General features: G+C 73.5%; 13 protein-coding genes. 12 read left to right on the top strand and 1 reads right to left on the bottom strand.

The genetic code is table 11. The features are described 5' to 3' along the window. Positions 1-26 precede the first annotated feature (26 nt). From FHS29_RS18155 to FHS29_RS18145, 3 genes are all read left to right on the top strand, one after another. A complete protein-coding gene (locus tag FHS29_RS18155) occupies positions 27-1,073 on the top strand; it encodes a sugar ABC transporter substrate-binding protein (protein ID WP_184691875.1) in 1,047 nt (348 codons plus the stop codon). Further along, on the top strand, positions 1,073-2,554 hold the full coding sequence (locus tag FHS29_RS18150; protein ID WP_184691873.1) for a sugar ABC transporter ATP-binding protein: 1,482 nt from the start codon (positions 1,073-1,075) through the stop codon (positions 2,552-2,554). The genes FHS29_RS18155 and FHS29_RS18150 overlap by 1 nt, the downstream gene beginning before the upstream one ends. A gap of 143 nt (positions 2,555-2,697) precedes the next feature. After that, positions 2,698-3,876 (top strand): family 2 encapsulin nanocompartment cargo protein terpene cyclase, encoded by a 1,179-nt coding sequence (locus FHS29_RS18145; protein WP_184691871.1) that lies wholly within the window; start codon positions 2,698-2,700, stop codon positions 3,874-3,876. A gap of 51 nt (positions 3,877-3,927) precedes the next feature. Here the strand turns inward: FHS29_RS18145 and FHS29_RS18140 are convergent, their stop codons facing one another. Continuing rightward, positions 3,928-5,367 carry a GMC family oxidoreductase gene (locus tag FHS29_RS18140; RefSeq protein WP_184692345.1) on the bottom strand — a complete coding sequence of 480 codons (1,440 nt, stop codon included), beginning with the start codon at positions 5,365-5,367 and terminating at the stop codon, positions 3,928-3,930. Between the two features lie 372 nt (positions 5,368-5,739). Between FHS29_RS18140 and FHS29_RS18135 the strand changes: the two genes are divergently transcribed. Genes FHS29_RS18135 through FHS29_RS18095 form a run of 9 tightly spaced genes read left to right on the top strand, consistent with a single transcriptional unit; the run spans position 5,740 to position 15,391 of the window. Next, complete coding sequence (locus FHS29_RS18135; protein ID WP_184691869.1) at positions 5,740-6,564, top strand: hypothetical protein; 825 nt, start codon at positions 5,740-5,742, stop codon at positions 6,562-6,564. After that, positions 6,561-7,499, top strand: a complete 939-nt coding sequence (locus FHS29_RS18130) for a polysaccharide deacetylase family protein (protein WP_184691867.1) — start codon at positions 6,561-6,563, stop codon at positions 7,497-7,499. The genes FHS29_RS18135 and FHS29_RS18130 overlap by 4 nt, the downstream gene beginning before the upstream one ends. After that, a complete protein-coding gene (locus FHS29_RS18125) occupies positions 7,496-8,668 on the top strand; it encodes an O-antigen ligase family protein (RefSeq protein ID WP_184691865.1) in 1,173 nt (390 codons plus the stop codon). The genes FHS29_RS18130 and FHS29_RS18125 overlap by 4 nt, the downstream gene beginning before the upstream one ends. Next, positions 8,650-9,714, top strand: coding sequence for a glycosyltransferase family 4 protein (locus FHS29_RS18120; RefSeq protein ID WP_184691864.1), 1,065 nt, complete (start codon positions 8,650-8,652; stop codon positions 9,712-9,714). The genes FHS29_RS18125 and FHS29_RS18120 overlap by 19 nt, the downstream gene beginning before the upstream one ends. Beyond that, entirely contained in the window at positions 9,711-10,544 is an 834-nt protein-coding gene (locus FHS29_RS18115) for a hypothetical protein (protein ID WP_184691861.1), read from the top strand. The genes FHS29_RS18120 and FHS29_RS18115 overlap by 4 nt, the downstream gene beginning before the upstream one ends. Continuing rightward, complete coding sequence (locus tag FHS29_RS18110; RefSeq protein WP_312864972.1) at positions 10,541-11,818, top strand: glycosyltransferase 87 family protein; 1,278 nt, start codon at positions 10,541-10,543, stop codon at positions 11,816-11,818. The genes FHS29_RS18115 and FHS29_RS18110 overlap by 4 nt, the downstream gene beginning before the upstream one ends. Continuing rightward, positions 11,815-13,221, top strand: a complete 1,407-nt coding sequence (locus FHS29_RS18105; protein WP_184691860.1) for an oligosaccharide flippase family protein — start codon at positions 11,815-11,817, stop codon at positions 13,219-13,221. The genes FHS29_RS18110 and FHS29_RS18105 overlap by 4 nt, the downstream gene beginning before the upstream one ends. Beyond that, complete coding sequence (locus tag FHS29_RS18100; RefSeq protein WP_184691858.1) at positions 13,218-14,306, top strand: glycosyltransferase; 1,089 nt, start codon at positions 13,218-13,220, stop codon at positions 14,304-14,306. The genes FHS29_RS18105 and FHS29_RS18100 overlap by 4 nt, the downstream gene beginning before the upstream one ends. Next, positions 14,303-15,391, top strand: coding sequence for a glycosyltransferase family 4 protein (locus FHS29_RS18095; protein ID WP_184691856.1), 1,089 nt, complete (start codon positions 14,303-14,305; stop codon positions 15,389-15,391). Before FHS29_RS18100 ends, FHS29_RS18095 begins: the two co-directional genes overlap by 4 nt. Positions 15,392-15,403: the final 12 nt, after the last annotated feature.

Below are 15,403 nucleotides of genomic sequence, written 5' to 3'. Positions count from 1 at the left end.
AACCCCGCGTAGGAAATGAGGTCCTGATGCGTCCCCATCGGTACGTGGCGGCATTGGCCGTCGCCGGTCTGCTCGCCGGCTGTGGCACGGCGGAGCCGTCCGCGAACGCGCCGCTCAAGATGGCGTTCGTCTACGCCACCTCGACGCAGAATCCGTTCCAGGAGATGGCGTTCGGCGCGAAGGCCGGCGCGGCCGACGCCGGCAACGTGGAACTGGCGCTGAGCGCCCCGTCCGGGGTGGACGGACCGCAGGAGGTGTCGCTGTTCCAGTCGGCGATCCGCAACTCCAAGGACGGGGTGGCGCTGGAGACGCTGACGCCGGACCTGTTCGTGCGGCCGCTCAACCAGGCCACCGACCTCGGCGTGCCGGTGGTCGCGGTGGACACCGCCCCCCCGGCGGGCACCAAGGTCGACCTGTTCATCGGCAACAGCAACACCGAGCTGGGCAAGCTGCTCGGCGAGGAGTTCGTCAAGCAGGTCCCGGAGAACGCGACCGGCCAGGTCGTGCTGGGCAACGCGATCCCCGGCCTGACCCTGCTGCAGCAGCGGCTGGACGGGATGAAGTCGGTCATCGAGGCCAAGCGGCCGGGCCTGAAGATCAGCGGCCCGTTCGACTCCGGCTCGGAGCCGACGTCGAACTTCAACAAGTGGAACGACATCGTCAAGTCGAACCCGGACGCGATCGGCTACCTCGGCGTCGGCGCGCAGGACGCGGTGTCGCTGGCGCTGATCCAGAAGAACACCGGCCGCAAGTTCCTCGCGGGCTCGTGCGACCCGGACGTCTCGGCGCTGCAGGCGGTCAAGGACGGCTACGTGTTCGCGCTGGCCTCGCCCGAGCACTGGATGAAGGGCTACGTGGCGCTGCGCCTGCTGGCCGAGCACAAGCGCACCGGCAAGGAGCTGCCCAAGGGCTGGTGGAACACCGGCTCGCTGGTGGTCAACGCGGCCAACATCGACCAGATCATGAACCGCCAGAAGGACGAGGACTCCCGCAAGGCCGCGTTCAAGGCGGAGACCGACAAGCAGCTGGCCGACCCGTCGAAGTACATCAGGCCCATCGGGGAGGCCAACTGATGCACGCCCTCACCGCACAGGGGATCACCAAGGCCTACGGCGGCGTCACGGCGCTGGCCGGAGCGGACCTGACGCTGCGCCCCGGCTCGGTGCACGCGCTGCTGGGCGAGAACGGCGCGGGCAAGTCCACGCTGATCAAGGTGATCACCGGGGCGGTGACGCCGGACGCGGGCACGCTGCGGCTGGCGGGCGCGGAAGTCGCGTTCGCCAGCACGGCCCAGGCGGCCACCAACGGGGTCGCCGTGGTGTCGCAGGAACTCAACCTGTTCCCCGACCTGGACGTGCTGGCGAACCTCTACCCGATGCGCGAGCCGACCCGCGGCCCGCTGCTCGACCGCGGGACGATGGCGGAGCGGGCAGTGCCGGTGCTCAAGCAGCTCGGCCTGGACATCGACCCGCGGGTCAAGCTCGGTTCGCTGTCGCTGGCCCAGCGCCAGCTCGTCGAGATCGCCAAGGCGCTCATCGTGCAGCCGCGGGTGCTGATCCTGGACGAACCGACGTCGGCGCTGGACAAGGACAGCTCCGCCCGCCTGCTGGACATCCTGCGGGTGCTGCGGGACCGCGAGGTCGCGGTCGTGTTCGTGTCGCACATCCTCGAAGAGGTGATGAACCTCTGCGACGAGATCACCGTGCTCCGCGAGGGCCGGACCGTGCTGGACGCCCAGCCGCGGGCCGACCTGACCATCGGTGACATCGTGCACGCCATGCTCGGCCAGGACCTGCCCACGCCGGTGCGGACCACCGGCAAGCCGAACGCGGCGAAGCTGGAGCTGCGCGAGGTGTCGGTGCCCGACCGGCTGACGAAGGTCGACCTGACCTGCGCCGGTGGCGAGATCGTCGGGCTGGCAGGGCTGGCCGGCTCCGGGCACACCACGGCGTTGGAGGTGATCGCGGGCATCCGGCGACCGAGCCACGGCGCGGTGACGTTGCCGGGCGGCGGCACGCCGCGCGACTTCCGCTCGGCGATCGCGGCCGGGGTGGCGCTGGTGTCCGGCGACCGGCGGCGGGTCGGGTTGATGCTGGACAAGCCGGTGTGGGAGAACATCGCGCAGGTCCGGCCGGTGGCACTGGCCGGTGCCGGGCTGCTGCGCACCGGCGCGCTGCGGGAGTCGGCGCGGGAGCTGGCGGCGCGGGTGCGGGTGCAGCCGCCGAACGTGGACGCCCGGGCCGGGCTGCTGTCCGGCGGCAACCAGCAGAAGGTGGTGCTGGCGAAGTGGCTGGCGGCCGATCCTTCGGTGCTGCTGCTCGACGACCCCACGCGAGGGGTGGACCTGGGCGCGCGGGCGGAGATCCACGCGCTGCTGCGCAGCGTCGCCGACGCGGGCAAGGTCGTGGTGCTGTGCTCGACCGACCTGGACGAGCTGGTGTCGGCGTGCGACCGGGTCGTGGTGTTCCACAAGGGGACGGTGTGCGCGGAGCTGACCGGTGACCGGATCGACCAGCACACCATCCTGCACACGATGAACACCGGGGCGGTCTAGCCCCGGCGCGACGCCGAGCGGGTCCGGCGAGGTGCCGGACCCGCGGCTCACGGGGCGCGACCGGGTGAACCACTCGATAGTGCGAGGCCTGCCCCCGGCCGGTGGATGCCGGCCGGGGCGCGGGGCTGCCAGGCTCGGACCTCGTGACGGACACCGCCCCCGCCGCGCAGGCGACCGCCGACTGGACCACGCCGACCGGGCTGGGTACCTCCGCAGCACGTATCGCGGCCCGGTTCGCCCAGGTCCTGACCGCTGCCGCCCCTGCGGCTACCGACGCTGCCGCTGCCGACACCGCCGCTGCCATCGCCGCCAGCGCGGACGCGCCCGTCCACGACCCCGCCTACGCGCTCCGGCCGTGGGGCGACGGGTCGGCGTCCCCGCTGTACGTGCCGGTCGTCGAGCGGACCGACGACGCCCTGGTCGAAGTCGTCGAGGACCTGCTGGTCGGGTGGGCGCGGGACTGCGGGTTCCGCGGCGGGGAACTGGACCAGCTGCGCGGCGCGGGCTTCGGTCGGCTGGCCGTGCTCACCCACACCGACACCGACGACCCCGAGCACCTGCTGATCGCGGCCAAGCTGAACGCCGCGTGGTGGGCCGCCGACGACCTGTACGCCGACGACAGCGGGATGGGGGCGACGCCCACCGCGCTGCCGCCGAAGCTCGCGCTGGCGATGGCGGCCATGGACCCGGTGCCGGACGTCGGCGAGTTCACGGCCCCGCTGGAGGAAGCGCTGCGCTCCGACCCGGTGCTGGTCGCGTTGCGCTCGGGCGTGGAGCACCTGACCAGGTACGGCACCCCGGCCCAGGTGCAGCGGGCCTGCTACTCGACGTTCGCGATGTTCGTCAGCTGGAACACCTACGGGGCGTGGCGGTACACCGGCGAGTACCCGCCGGCCTGGGAGTACCTCGCCGCACGGCAGCACGACAGCTTCTACACGTCGATGACGCTGGTGGACGCGGTCGGCGGTTACGAGGTGCCGGCGAACCTGTACTACGAGCCGCGGGTCCGCCGGGCGGCGATCCAGGCCGGCACGGCGTCGGTGGTGGTGAACGACCTGCTGTCGGTGGCCAAGGACGCCGCCGACGAGACGCCGGTGTGCAACATGGTCCTCCAGATCGCCGCCGACCGGCAGTGCTCGGTGCGGGAGGCCACCGAGGTCACCGTCGAGCTGCACAACCGGCTGGTCCGCGACTTCGAGGCCGGGCACCGGGAGCTGTCGGCGCTGCCGTCCCCGGAGCTGCACCGGTTCCTGCGCGGGCTGCGGGCGTGGATGGGCGGCGGGTTCGAGTGGCACAACACGAACCCGCGCTACCGGACCTGAGCCTCGGCGGACGGCCGGCACGGGCGCCGCACCGGTTCGTCCACCGGCGGGTCAGCCGGCGATGAGCTCGGCGGCCTTCTCGGCGATCATCACGGTCGGCGTGTTGGTGTTGCCCGACACGATCGTCGGCATGACCGAGGCGTCCGCGACGCGCAGCCCGGCGACGCCGCGCACCCGCAGCTCCGGGTCGACGACCGAGCCCATCGCGCAGGTGCCGGCCTGGTGGTGGTAGGTGATCACCGACCGCCGCACGTAGTCGCGCAGTTCGAGCTTGCCCGGGTACAGCTCGTCCGCGCCGAACTCGGCCAGCGCGCGTTCGTGGCCGATCTCCTGGCACAGCAGGACCGCTTCCACCAGGGCGTCGACGTCGGACGCCGCGGACAGCACGCGCGGGTCGATCAGCGGCGGGCCGTCGGGGCTGGACAGCGTGAGCCGGCCGACGCTCTCCGGCCGGATCAGGCCCGCCATCAGGGAGAAGCCGTTGTCCGGGCCGGACATCCAGGTCTCGTAGAGCGGGGCGCTGAAGTGCAGCGGCTGCAGATCGGGCGTGGGCAGGCCCGGCCGACTGCGCCAGAACAGGTGCGTCTGGGCCGGCGGCACGCCCGGCGTGTGCTCGATCGGCTTGGCGGCGCTGAAGATCGTCGGCACCAGCCAGTGGTCCTGCAGGTTCTCCCCCACGCCCGGCAGGTCCGCCACCACGTCGAGGCCCAACGCCCGCAGGTCGTCCGCCGGGCCGATGCCGGACCGCAGCAGCACCTGCGGCGACCCGATCGCACCCGCGCTGAGCACCACCTCGCCCGCCCGGACGCGGTGCACGCGGTCGTACTCGGTCCACTCGACGCCCACGCACCGCTCGCCGGACATCAGCAGCCGGCGCACGTGGGCGTTGGTGACGAGGGTGAACCTCGGGTGGTCGAGCACCGGCGCGAGGTAGGCGCGGGCGGTGGTGTGGCGCAGACCGCCGGCGATGGTGAACTGCATCCGGCTCACACCGGTCTGGTCCCCGTCGTTGTAGTCGGCGTTGAACGGCACACCGGCCTGCTGCGCCGCGGCCAGGATCGCCTCCTGCACCGGGTCGGCGGTGAAGTCGCGCAGTATGGTCAGCGGACCGCTCTCGATGCGCCGGAACACCGGCTCGACCTCCGCCCACGACCACCCGGCGTTGCCCCGCGCCGCCCAGTCGTCGTAGTCGGCGGGATTGCCCCGGACGTGGATCATCGCGTTGAGAGCGTGCGAACCGCCCAGCACCCGACCCCTCGGCAGGTGCAACGGGCGATTCGCCGCGTCCCGCTGGGGCACCGTGCGCAGGCCCCAGTCCTGCGCGCTGTCCCAGAGCTCGTGCATCCGCACCGGGTCGTGGATGGCGGGGTTGGTGTCCCGTTCCCCGGCCTCCAGCAGCAGCACCGTGCCGTCCGTGAGGTCCAGCAGCCTCCGCGCCAGCACACAACCCGCCGTGCCCCCACCAACCACCACGAAGTCCGCGTCGACCATGCCCCCCAGTCCAGCAAACCGGCGCCCCGCGTCCTTGAACCGCAGCGCACGCCCGTTGACCGGCCGCGCATCGTCGGCGAGGGGTCGCTCCGCGCGGGACAGCTCGGCCTGGGGCCGGACCTCCATCAGGCGCGGCAACGCGTTCTTGATGCAATTGAGCGAGGTCGGTATTGATCTGCCCCGGCTGTAACGGCTGCCGAGCACAGCCCAGCCGTGCGCACCCGGCGGGAACACGGCTGTTCCGTGACAGCGCGCTCAACCGGGACATTATTCGTCACTCGTTCGAGGATTTGGAATATCGCCCGATCGGGCAAGGAATCGGGTGGCCCTACGCTGCCGCTCGTTCAATTCCTTGTCCACGGGAGTGGTTGCGTGCCCGGATATCTCGCACTCGCGGCGGCCACGGCGATGTACGCGCTGGGCATCGTGGCGCAGACCATCGCCGCGCGCCGCGCCGAGCCGGGGCACGGCTTCGGCCTGCTCGCCCGGCTCGCCGTGGACCGGCTGTACCTGCTGGGGTTCGCCGGACAGGTCGGCGGGTTCGTCCTGGCGTTCTTCGCCCGTGCCGAACTGCCGCTGTACCTGGTGCAGGCGGGCTCGTCGTGCGCGGTCGGCGTGGCCACCGTGTTCGGCGTGCTGGCGCTGGGCTGGCGGGTGCGGCCGGTCGAGGTCGCCGTGCTGGTGGCGATGGCGCTGGGCCTGCTGCTGCTGGCCGGGGCGTCCGCGCCGTCGGTGGCCGCCGAGATCCCGGTCGACGTCGGCCTGCTGGTGCTGGGCGGGCCGCTGCTCGCGGTGTTCCTGGTGTCCCGCGGGGCGAAGGGCGTCGTGCCGGTCGCGGTGGCGGCGGGCCTGGCGTACGCCGTCGTCGCGATCGCCAGCCGTTCGCTGGCCGACGAGCCGGTGTCGCAGCTGCCCTACTACCCGCTGGTGTGGCTGATGGTGCTGGCGGCGCTGGTCGGGCAGGCGGGCATGGCCGTCGCGCTGCAACGGGGTTCGGCCACCTCGACGATCGCGACCATGGACTCGGTGACCGTCGTGGTCACCTCGGCGGTGGGCATCCTGGCGCTGGGCGACCGGATCGCGCCCGGCCGCGAGTGGTGGGTGGCGGCCGGTGTCGCGCTCGTCGTGCTCGGCGTGCTGGCGCTGGGCTACGCGTCCCGCCTCACGCCCGCACCCGCCGCGCAGGAGGCCGCGTGAACGTCGCCAGCGTCTCGCTCGACCTGGACAACCTCTGGGCGTACCTGAAGACCCACGGTGATCCGGAGTGGGAGCGGATGCCGAGCTTCCTGGCCACCGCCACGCCCCGGCTGCTGGAGGTCTTCGGCGAGCACGGCCTGACCACCACGGTGTTCGTGGTCGGCGCGGACGCGGAACGGGACGACGGCGCGGCGGCCGTCGCCGCGATCACCGCCGCCGGGCACGAGGTGGCCAACCACTCGTTCGGCCACGAGCCGTGGCTGCACCGGTACTCCCGCACCGAACTCGAAGCCGAGGTGGTGCGGACCGAGGAGGCGATCACCGCCGCCGGCGCACCTCGTCCGGTCGGGTTCCGGGGCCCCGGCTACAGCGTGACGCCCGACCTGCTGGACGTGCTGTCCGAGCGCGGCTACCGCTACGACGCGAGCACGCTGCCCACCTGGATCGGTCCGCTGGCCCGCTTCTACCACAACCGCTCCGCAAAGTCCACAAAGGACAGCTCCGAGCTGTTCGGCGGGTTCTCCAAGGTGTTCGCGCCGAACCGCCCCTACCGCTGGGACAGCGGTCTGGTCGAGCTGCCGGTGACGACCATGCCCCTGCTGCGGGTGCCGATCCACGGGTCGTACCTGCTGCAACTGCACCAGCTCTCCCCCGCGCTGGCCCGTGGCCACTTCCGCGCGGCGCTGCGGCTGTGCCGCGTCTTCGGCGTGCCACCGTCGCTGCTGCTGCACCCGACCGACGTGCTGAGCGCGGGCGAAGCCCCCGGCATGGAGTTCTTCCCCGGCATGGCCGTTCCGGCGAGGGACAAGGCCGCGCTGCTGGGCTGGGTGTTGGGCGCGTTGCGGCGGCACTACGAGGTCGTGGGCACCGGGGCGCACGTGGCACGGCTGGACGGGGACCTGCGCGGCACGAGGCGGCTGGAACGCTCGGGATGACGTTGCTCCTGCGCGTGCTCGCGTGCGCGACCGTGGCGCTGGCCCCGCTGGAGGGCTACCTGCTCGCCGCGCACGGGCAGCTGGCGAAGATCGCGCCCGCGCTGCTCGCCGCGGTGTGGGTGGCGGCACGGGTGCGGGAACGGCGGATGCCCGCGCCGCACCCGGTGCACGCGGTGCTGGGGCTGTTCGCGGTGGTGCTGCTGGCTTCCACCGCGCTGCACGCGGGCGGGCCGTACGCCGTCGACTACCTGCAGCGGTGGCTGCCGTTCCTGGTGGTCACGGTGGTCCTGGTGGACGTCGCGGCCCGCGAGGTGCCCATCCGGGCGCTGCTCGGGTCGATCGTCGCCGGCGCGGCGGTGGCCGCCCTGGGTGCGCTGCACAGCATGGTCGCGGAGGGCGAGACCCGGGCCACCGGGCCGTTGGAGGACCCGAACGACCTGGCGTACTTCCTGGTGGCGGCACTGCCGCTGCTGGTGGCGCTGCTCGACCCGCGGGGCTCGCGGCTCAGGTCCGCCGGGCTGGCGCTGACAGGGCTGGTGCTGGCCGCCGGGGCGGCGGCGACGTTCTCGCGCGGCGGGGCGCTGGCGTTGACCGCCGCCGTCACCTGGCTGGTGGCCCGGCGGGCGCTGCCGGTGCGGGCCGTGGTGGGCGGGATGGCGGCGTTGGCCGCGCTCGGGGTCGGGGTGGTGCTGCTCGCCGGGCCGACCCTGGACAGGGCGCTGCAGGAGAAGAGCCACATCGCGGGGACCAACGTGGACACCCGCGAGCTGCGGTGGCAGGCCGCCGCGCGGATGGTGGCCGGGCACCCGGTGCTCGGTGTCGGGCCGGGCGGGTTCCGGGACGGGTACGCCGCCGCCTCGCACAACGCGGAGGTCGACGAGCAGACGCCGGTGGCGCACAACATGTACCTCGAGGTCGCGGCCGAGCTGGGGTTGGCCGGCTTCGGGTTGTTCGTCGGACTGCCGGCGGTCGCGGCGGTGGGTTCCGAGCGGGTGCTGCGGTCCGGTGAACGGCGGCCGATGGCGGCGGTGCAGGCGTCGCTGATCGCCGTCGCGGTGGCGTCGACGTTCCTGTCCCAGCAGTACTACCTGCCGTTGTGGTCGCTGGTCGCGGTCGTCGCCGCGGCCGATCTGCGTCGAAGGGGAACCGGATGCGTGTGCTCCACGTGATCAGCGAGATGGGCACCGGCGGGGCCGAGGCCCTGGTCGCCGGCATGGCCCGGACCGGCCGCGAGTTCGGCTGGCAGACGGCCGTCGCCAGCGGTGGGGGGCACCGGGCGGACGCGCTGCGCGGGCAGGGCGTGCCGACCTTCACGGTGCCCGTGGCGCGGCGCAGGGCATCCGGGGTGCTGCGCGCGACGGCCGCGACCCGTACCGCGATCAACGACTTCCGCCCGGAGGTCGTGCTGGCGCACAACGTGTCCGCGAGCATGGTGGCGCGGTTGGCGTTGCTGCCGCGCAAGGTCCCGCTGCTGACCGTGTTCCACGGCGTCGCCGAGGCGGACTACGCCGGTGCGGCGAAGATCCTGCGGCGGACGTCGGGCGCGGTGGTGACCGTCGCCGAGGCGACCGCGTCCCGGCTGCGGGCGGCCGGGCTCACGCCGGACCCGGTGGTGATCCCGAACGCCGTGTTCCCGCAGGAGCCCCGGGTCGACCGGGCGACCGTGCGGGCGGCCATCGGCGCCCACCCGGACGTGCCGGTGGCGCTGTGCCTGGCCCGGATGGAGCCGCAGAAGCGGCACGACGTGCTGCTCGACGCGTGGGCGCGGATCGGGGTCGGCGCGGAGCTGTGGCTGGCCGGTGACGGGTCGCTGCGGCCCGCGTTGGAGAGGAACGCGGCGGGGCTGACCGGTGTGCGGTTCCTGGGCAACCGGCCCGACGCGCCGGACCTGCTGGCGGCGGCGGACGTGACCGTGCTGACCAGCGACTGGGAGGGAATGCCGGTCGCGGTGCTGGAGTCGCTGGCCGCCGGGCGCCCGGTGGTGGCCACGGCGGTCGACGGGGTCGGCGAGGCGCTGGCCGGGGGCGGCGGATTCGCGGTGCCCCCGCGCGACCCGGAGGCGACGGCGGAGGCGTTGCGGCTGTTGCTGTTCGACCCGGGGAAGCGGGCGGTCGAGGGCGCGGCCGGGCAGGCGGCGGTGACCCGGGCCCACGACCCGCGCGTGCTGATGCGGTCCTACGACGAGTTGCTGCGCACGTGGGGAGGTCGGCGGTGAAAGCCCGGCTCGTGGGCGAGAGCGCGGTCGCGGCGCTGCTGGTCGGGGCGCTGGTGCTGATCGCGACCGTGCTGAAGGGCGAGGAGTACCAGGGGCGGGTGGGCCTGCTCGCCGGTCCGGCCGGTCCCGAAGCCCCGCAGTACGGCGAGGTGGTCGCGCTGTCGCTGCCCGCGCTGGTGGAGGTGGCGCGCAGCCCTTCCGTCCTGGTGCGGACCGGGACGGAGGCCGAGCGGGTGTCGGTGGAGCTGGTGCCCGCGTCCGGGCTGGCGCGGTTGTCCGTGCGGGCTCCTTCTGCCGGGCAGGCGGGCAACGAGGCCGCGGCGGTCGCGCAGGCCGTCGTGGACGCGAACCTGCTCGCCCCCGCCGGGAAGTTGCGGGTGCTGGACACCCCCGAGGTCATCCGGGTCGCGCCCGACTGGCCGTTGACGATCGGGCTGGCGCTGGCGGCGGCGGTGGCGGCCGGCATCGCCGTGGCGGCGGTGCGGCACCTGCGGCGGACACGGGTCACGGACGGTGTTCGGGCGGCGTTGTCCTCCGCCGGCGTCGGGCACCCGGTGGCCGTGGTGCGGGACGACGACCCGGCGCTGGTCGAGCGGCTGACCGTGCTGTGCGGTGCGGCGGCACGTCCCGCACGGGTGGTCGCGGTGGTCCCGGAGCTGGCGCCGCGGGCCGAGTCGTTGACGGAGCGGTTGCCCGACAAGGCTTACGAACCCGCGGACGGGGTGGCGTTGATCGCCGTGGCGCCGACCGGTGCGCGGCAGGACGAGTTGGCGAGCGTGGTCGGCGCGCTGCCGGCCGGGACGACGGTGGTTGCGGTGGTGTTGGCGTGAAGCGCGGGATCGAGGCCGGGGAGCCGGGACGTTTCGCCGGCGTGCGGAATGCCGCAGTGGACCGGCGGGCGGCGGTCACCGTCCTGGCGATCGCGGTGGGCCTGTTCGGCGCGTGGCGGGCGTTGCGGCCGGCGTGGGAAGTTCCGTTGCCCACCTTGGCGAACCGCCCCGAGGAGCGGATGCAGGACTTCCGGGACGCGCTGTACTTCCCGATCCGCGAGTTCCTCGCCGGCGGCAACCCGTACGACCCGGCCGCGATGTTCGTGCACTGGCCGGTGCGGCAGAACTTCAACCTCTACCAGCCCTACCACCTGGTGCTGCACCTGCCGTTCGCGCTGCCGGACTACCGGTTCGGCGCGGTGGCGTTCGCGGTCGTCTCGTTGCTGCTGCTGGTCTTCCTGGCCGTGCTGGCGGCCGGACACCTGCGGGCCCCGTCGGTGCTCGGCACGGCGGTGGTCGCAGCGCTGCTGGTGACCAGCCAGGTCGGCAAGGCCCAGCTGTACGTGGGGCAGGTGAACCCGCTGATCGCGGTCGGTGCGGCGGGGGCCCTGCTGGCGCGCGAGCGCCATCCCCGGTGGGCGGCCCTCGCGTTGGCGTTGGCGTGGCTCAAGCCGCAGTTCGGGTTGCCGCTGGCGATCCTGCTGTTCGTCCGCGGGTCGCGGCAGGTGGCGTTGGGCGGCACCGCGATCGCGGCGGTGGCCAGCCTGTTCGTGGTGGTGCCGCTGGTGGTCGGCGGTGGTGGGATCGGGGCGTTCCTCGACGTGATCGCGGCGAACCTGGACCACGCCGCCGCGACCCCCTACGGTGCGGTGGACTCCCTCACCGCGCAACGGGTCGACCTGGCGGCCGTGTTCTTCCGGGTCACCGGGTGGCTGCCGCCGGCGGCCGAACTCCTCGCCCTGGTCGCCGTGACGGCTATCAGCGCGGTGCTGGTCCGGCGGCTGGACCGGGTCGGCGAGGTCGCCGTGGCGGACCTCCTCACCTGCGTCGCCGTCGTGGTCGCCGTGGTGCACCAGCCCGGCGATGTGCTGATCGCCGTACCGGCGTTGGTGGTGGTCGCCGCGCTGTGGTGGCGGAACAGGTTGCCCTGCCTCGGAGTCGCGGTGGTGGCATTGGTCTTCCCGTTCGCGCACCTGCACTTCGTCGACACGGCGATCCGCGGACTGATGGGGCCGTTGGCGAGCGTGACGGTGGACGGCATCGCCGTCGTCGTCGCCTGGACCGCCCTGGTCATGTTCGCGCGCCGACCCCGTGTCCTCACCGGACCGTCGTGACCGGTGCGGTTCGCGGTTCGCTGTGGCTGTTCCTGGTCAACCTGGTGGGCAAGGGCGGTCAGGTGGCCGTCACGCTGGTGCTGGCCGCGTTCCTCACCGAGGAGGGCCTGGGGCTGGTCGCCCTGACCGTGTCGCTGGTGAACATCGGGCAGGTGGTGCAGTCGATGGGCGTCTACGACGTGATCAGCCGCACCGGTCTGGACCCGCGCCGGATGGCGGGCACGCTGCTGACGTTGAGCGTCGGCACGGGTGCGGCGCTGGCCGTGCTGCTGGTGGCGTCGGCGGGTCCGATCGCGGACGCGTCGGGTGCGCCCGGTATCGCCCCGCTGATCTCGCTGGCGGCGGTGAGCCTGCCGTTCACCGCCGCCGGTGGCGTGCAGATGGGTCTGCTGCACCGGGATCTGGACTTCCGGCGGCGGATGCTGCCCGACGCGGGCGGTGCGGTGCTGGGCGCGGTCGTGACGGTCGTGCTCGCGGTGCGGGGATTCGGGCCGTACTCACTGGTGGTCGGGCTGCTGTGCACAGCGGTGGCGCAACCGCTGCTGGGTGCGGTGGCGGGGGTGCTGGTGCGGCCGATGTGGGACGCGGAGGCGGCGTCCGAGGCTCTGCGGTGGATCGCGGTGGTCGGGCCGGGGGCGTTGGTGGCGGTGCTGCTGATCAACGTGGACTACCTCGCCGTCGGGCGCGTGCTGGGCGCGGAAGCGGTGGGCGTGTACTCGCTGGCCTACCGGATCGCCTGGGTGCCGTACATCGTGGTGGCGGTGGTGCTCGGCGGGGTGTTGTTCCCGTTGTGCGCGAAGCTGATCAGGAACGGTCGCCGGGCGGAGCTGCCGGAGGCCATCGGTCGGTTCACGCACGCGGTGCTGGTGGTCACCGGCGGCCTGTACGTGGTGACGGCGGCGTTGTCCGACCGCGTGGTGCTGTTCGGTGAGCGGTGGGCCCCGGCGGCGCTCCCACTGGTGCTGCTGTGCGGTTACGGGCTGGGATTCGGCCTGCTCCACCTGTGGTACCAGGCGATCCGCGCAGCCGGGCACGCCCGCCGCTACCTGGCGTTGGAGCTGACCCACCTGGTGGCGCTCGTCGTGGCGCTCGCCGTCTTCACCCGGCACGGCGTGGTGGCGGTCGCGCTCACCCAGCTCGTGGTGGTGTGGACGATGGTGCCGTTGGCGTGGTCGGTGTTGGCGCGCAACGGACTCGCACCTCCGAAGCCGGCTCGGATGGTGTTCGGAGTCGCGGTGAGCGCGGTGGGCTGCCTGGTGGTGGCGCACCTGTTCGGGGATCTGTTCGGCCCGACCCTGCCGGGTGCGCTCGGCGAGGGGCTGGTGCTGGTGCTCGGCTACACGGCGGTGGCGCTGCTCGCGAACCGCCGCACGGTGAGTGAACTGCGTGAGGTGCGCCGATGAAGGTCGTGCACGTGACCCAGCCGGTGACCGCCGGGGTGGCGGCGGTCGTGCTGGAACTCGCCGTCGCCCAACGGGGACTCGGCTGGTCGGTCGACGTGGTGTGCCCGCCGGGGTGGCTGGCGGACCGGCTGCGGGACGCAGGGGTCGACGTGCACGACTGGCCCGCCTCCCGCTCCCCCGGCCCGCGTACCGTGGCGGAAACGCTGCGGCTGAGGAAGATCGTCGACCGGTTGGACCCGGATGCCGTGCACCTGCACAGTTCCAAGGCCGGTCTCGCCGGACGGCTCGTGCTGCGCGGTCGGCGTCCCACCGTCTTCCAGCCGCACCTGTGGTCGTTCCAGACCGCGCACGGCCTCCTGCGGCACGCGTCGGCGTTGTGGGAACGGCTGGCGGACCGGTGGACGCACCAACTGGTGTGCGTGAGCGACGACGAACTCGTCGCGGGACGGCGGAACGGGATCCGCACGACCGCCGAGGTGGTGTGCAACGGCGTCGACACCACGGTGTTGAGGCCGCGCAGCCGGGTCGCGGCCCGTCGCCGCCTCGGGTTGCCCGACGTGCCGACAGCGGTGTGCGTGGGCCGACTGGCTCCGCTGAAGGGCCAGGACCAACTGCTTGAGGCGTGGCCGACCGTGTTGGCGGCCGTGCCGGAGGCGCGTCTCGTGCTGGTCGGCGACGGCCCGATGCGGGACCGGTGGCGTGCGGCCGGGGACCACGAGTCGGTGCGCTGGTGGGGCCACGACACGGCGGTGGCCGACTTCTACACCGCCGCCGACGTGGTGGTGCTGCCGTCACGGGCCGAGGGGATGGCGCTGGTGCCGCTGGAGGCCATGGCCAGTGGCCGCACGGTGGTGGCGTTCGACGTGGGCGGGGTGCGGCAGAGCGTGGGCGACGCGGGCGCGGTCGTGGAAGCCGGCAACGTGCCGGCGCTGGCCGCGGCGATCGCGGCCCGGCTCGCCGACCCGGTGCTCGCCGCGGACGAGGGCCTGACCGGGCGGCGGCGGGCCGAGGTGCTGTTCGACTCCGGCCGGGTCGCCGACCAGATCGCGACCCTGGTGGACAAGCTCGTGGGAGGGAACCGGTGAAGGTCGCCTACCTGCTGACGCAGGACAAGGGTGGTCCGGTCGACGTCACGGTCCGGCTCGCGGCGACGCTGATCGCGTCGGGCGAGGCGGAGGTGCGGGTGTTCGGACCGGTGCCGTCGCGCGGCGCGGAGCTGATCGCCGGGCACCACCAGGCGATCTCCGTGGCGAGCAAGGGGGACCTGAGGGCCGGCCGGCGGGCGCGGGAGGCCTTGCGGGCCTGGCAGCCGGACGTGGTGCACGCCCAGGACCGGCGGGCGGGGCTGGTGAGCGCCGGTTTGCGGTTGCGGCACAGGGTGGTGCAGACGTACCACGGGGTGCCGGACGACGTGGGCGAGGCGTGGTTCCGTGGTTCGCGGGGCGCGGCCGGGCCGTCCGGGTACACCCGGACTGTGCTGGCGGCGGATGCCGGGGTGGCCAGGTTCGTCCACCGGACCGTGGTGCCCGCGCCGGCCATGGGCGAATTCCTGGTGCGGCGCCTGCGGGTGCCTTCCCATCGGGTGGCGCACATCGACAACTGCGTCGAGCTGCCCGGGTCGTGCCCGCCCCGAGGGCCGGTGCGGAGGCTGGTGTTCGTCGGGCTCCTGGTGGCGCGCAAGGGGTTGTTGTCGCTGCTGGACGCGTTGGCGATGCCCGGCGTGATGCCGTCGGACGCTTCGCTGACCGTGATCGGGGACGGACCTCTGCGCGCGGCGGCTCAGGAGCAGGCGGCGCGCGACCTCGCCGGTCGGGTCGAGTTCCTGGGATTCCGGACCGATGTGCCGGAGCAGTTGCGGCGGCACGACGCGCTGGTGTTGCCGTCGACCATGGAGCAGCAGCCGTTGGTGGTCGCCGAGGCGATGGCGGCGGGCAAGCCGGTGGTCGCGACCGACACCGGCGGGGTGGGTGACATGCTCGCCGACTCCGGAGGGCTGGTGGCCGCGGGGGACGTGGCCGGGTTGGCGGCACGGTTGGCGGCGCTGTTCGCCGACCCGGATCCGGGACGGGTGGGGCGGGTGCTGGCGGAGCGGGCGCGGGCGCGGTTCGCGCCGGAGGTGTGCGCGGAGCGGCATCTGGCGCTGTACCGGGAGCTGGTTCCGGGTTCTTGAGGTGAGGTCACG

This window comes from Saccharothrix tamanrassetensis, assembly GCF_014203665.1.
GTDB lineage: Bacteria > Actinomycetota > Actinomycetes > Mycobacteriales > Pseudonocardiaceae > Actinosynnema > Actinosynnema tamanrassetense.
The sequence above is the reverse complement of the archived record's forward strand: the minus strand, read 5'-3'. Positions and strand labels throughout refer to the sequence as shown.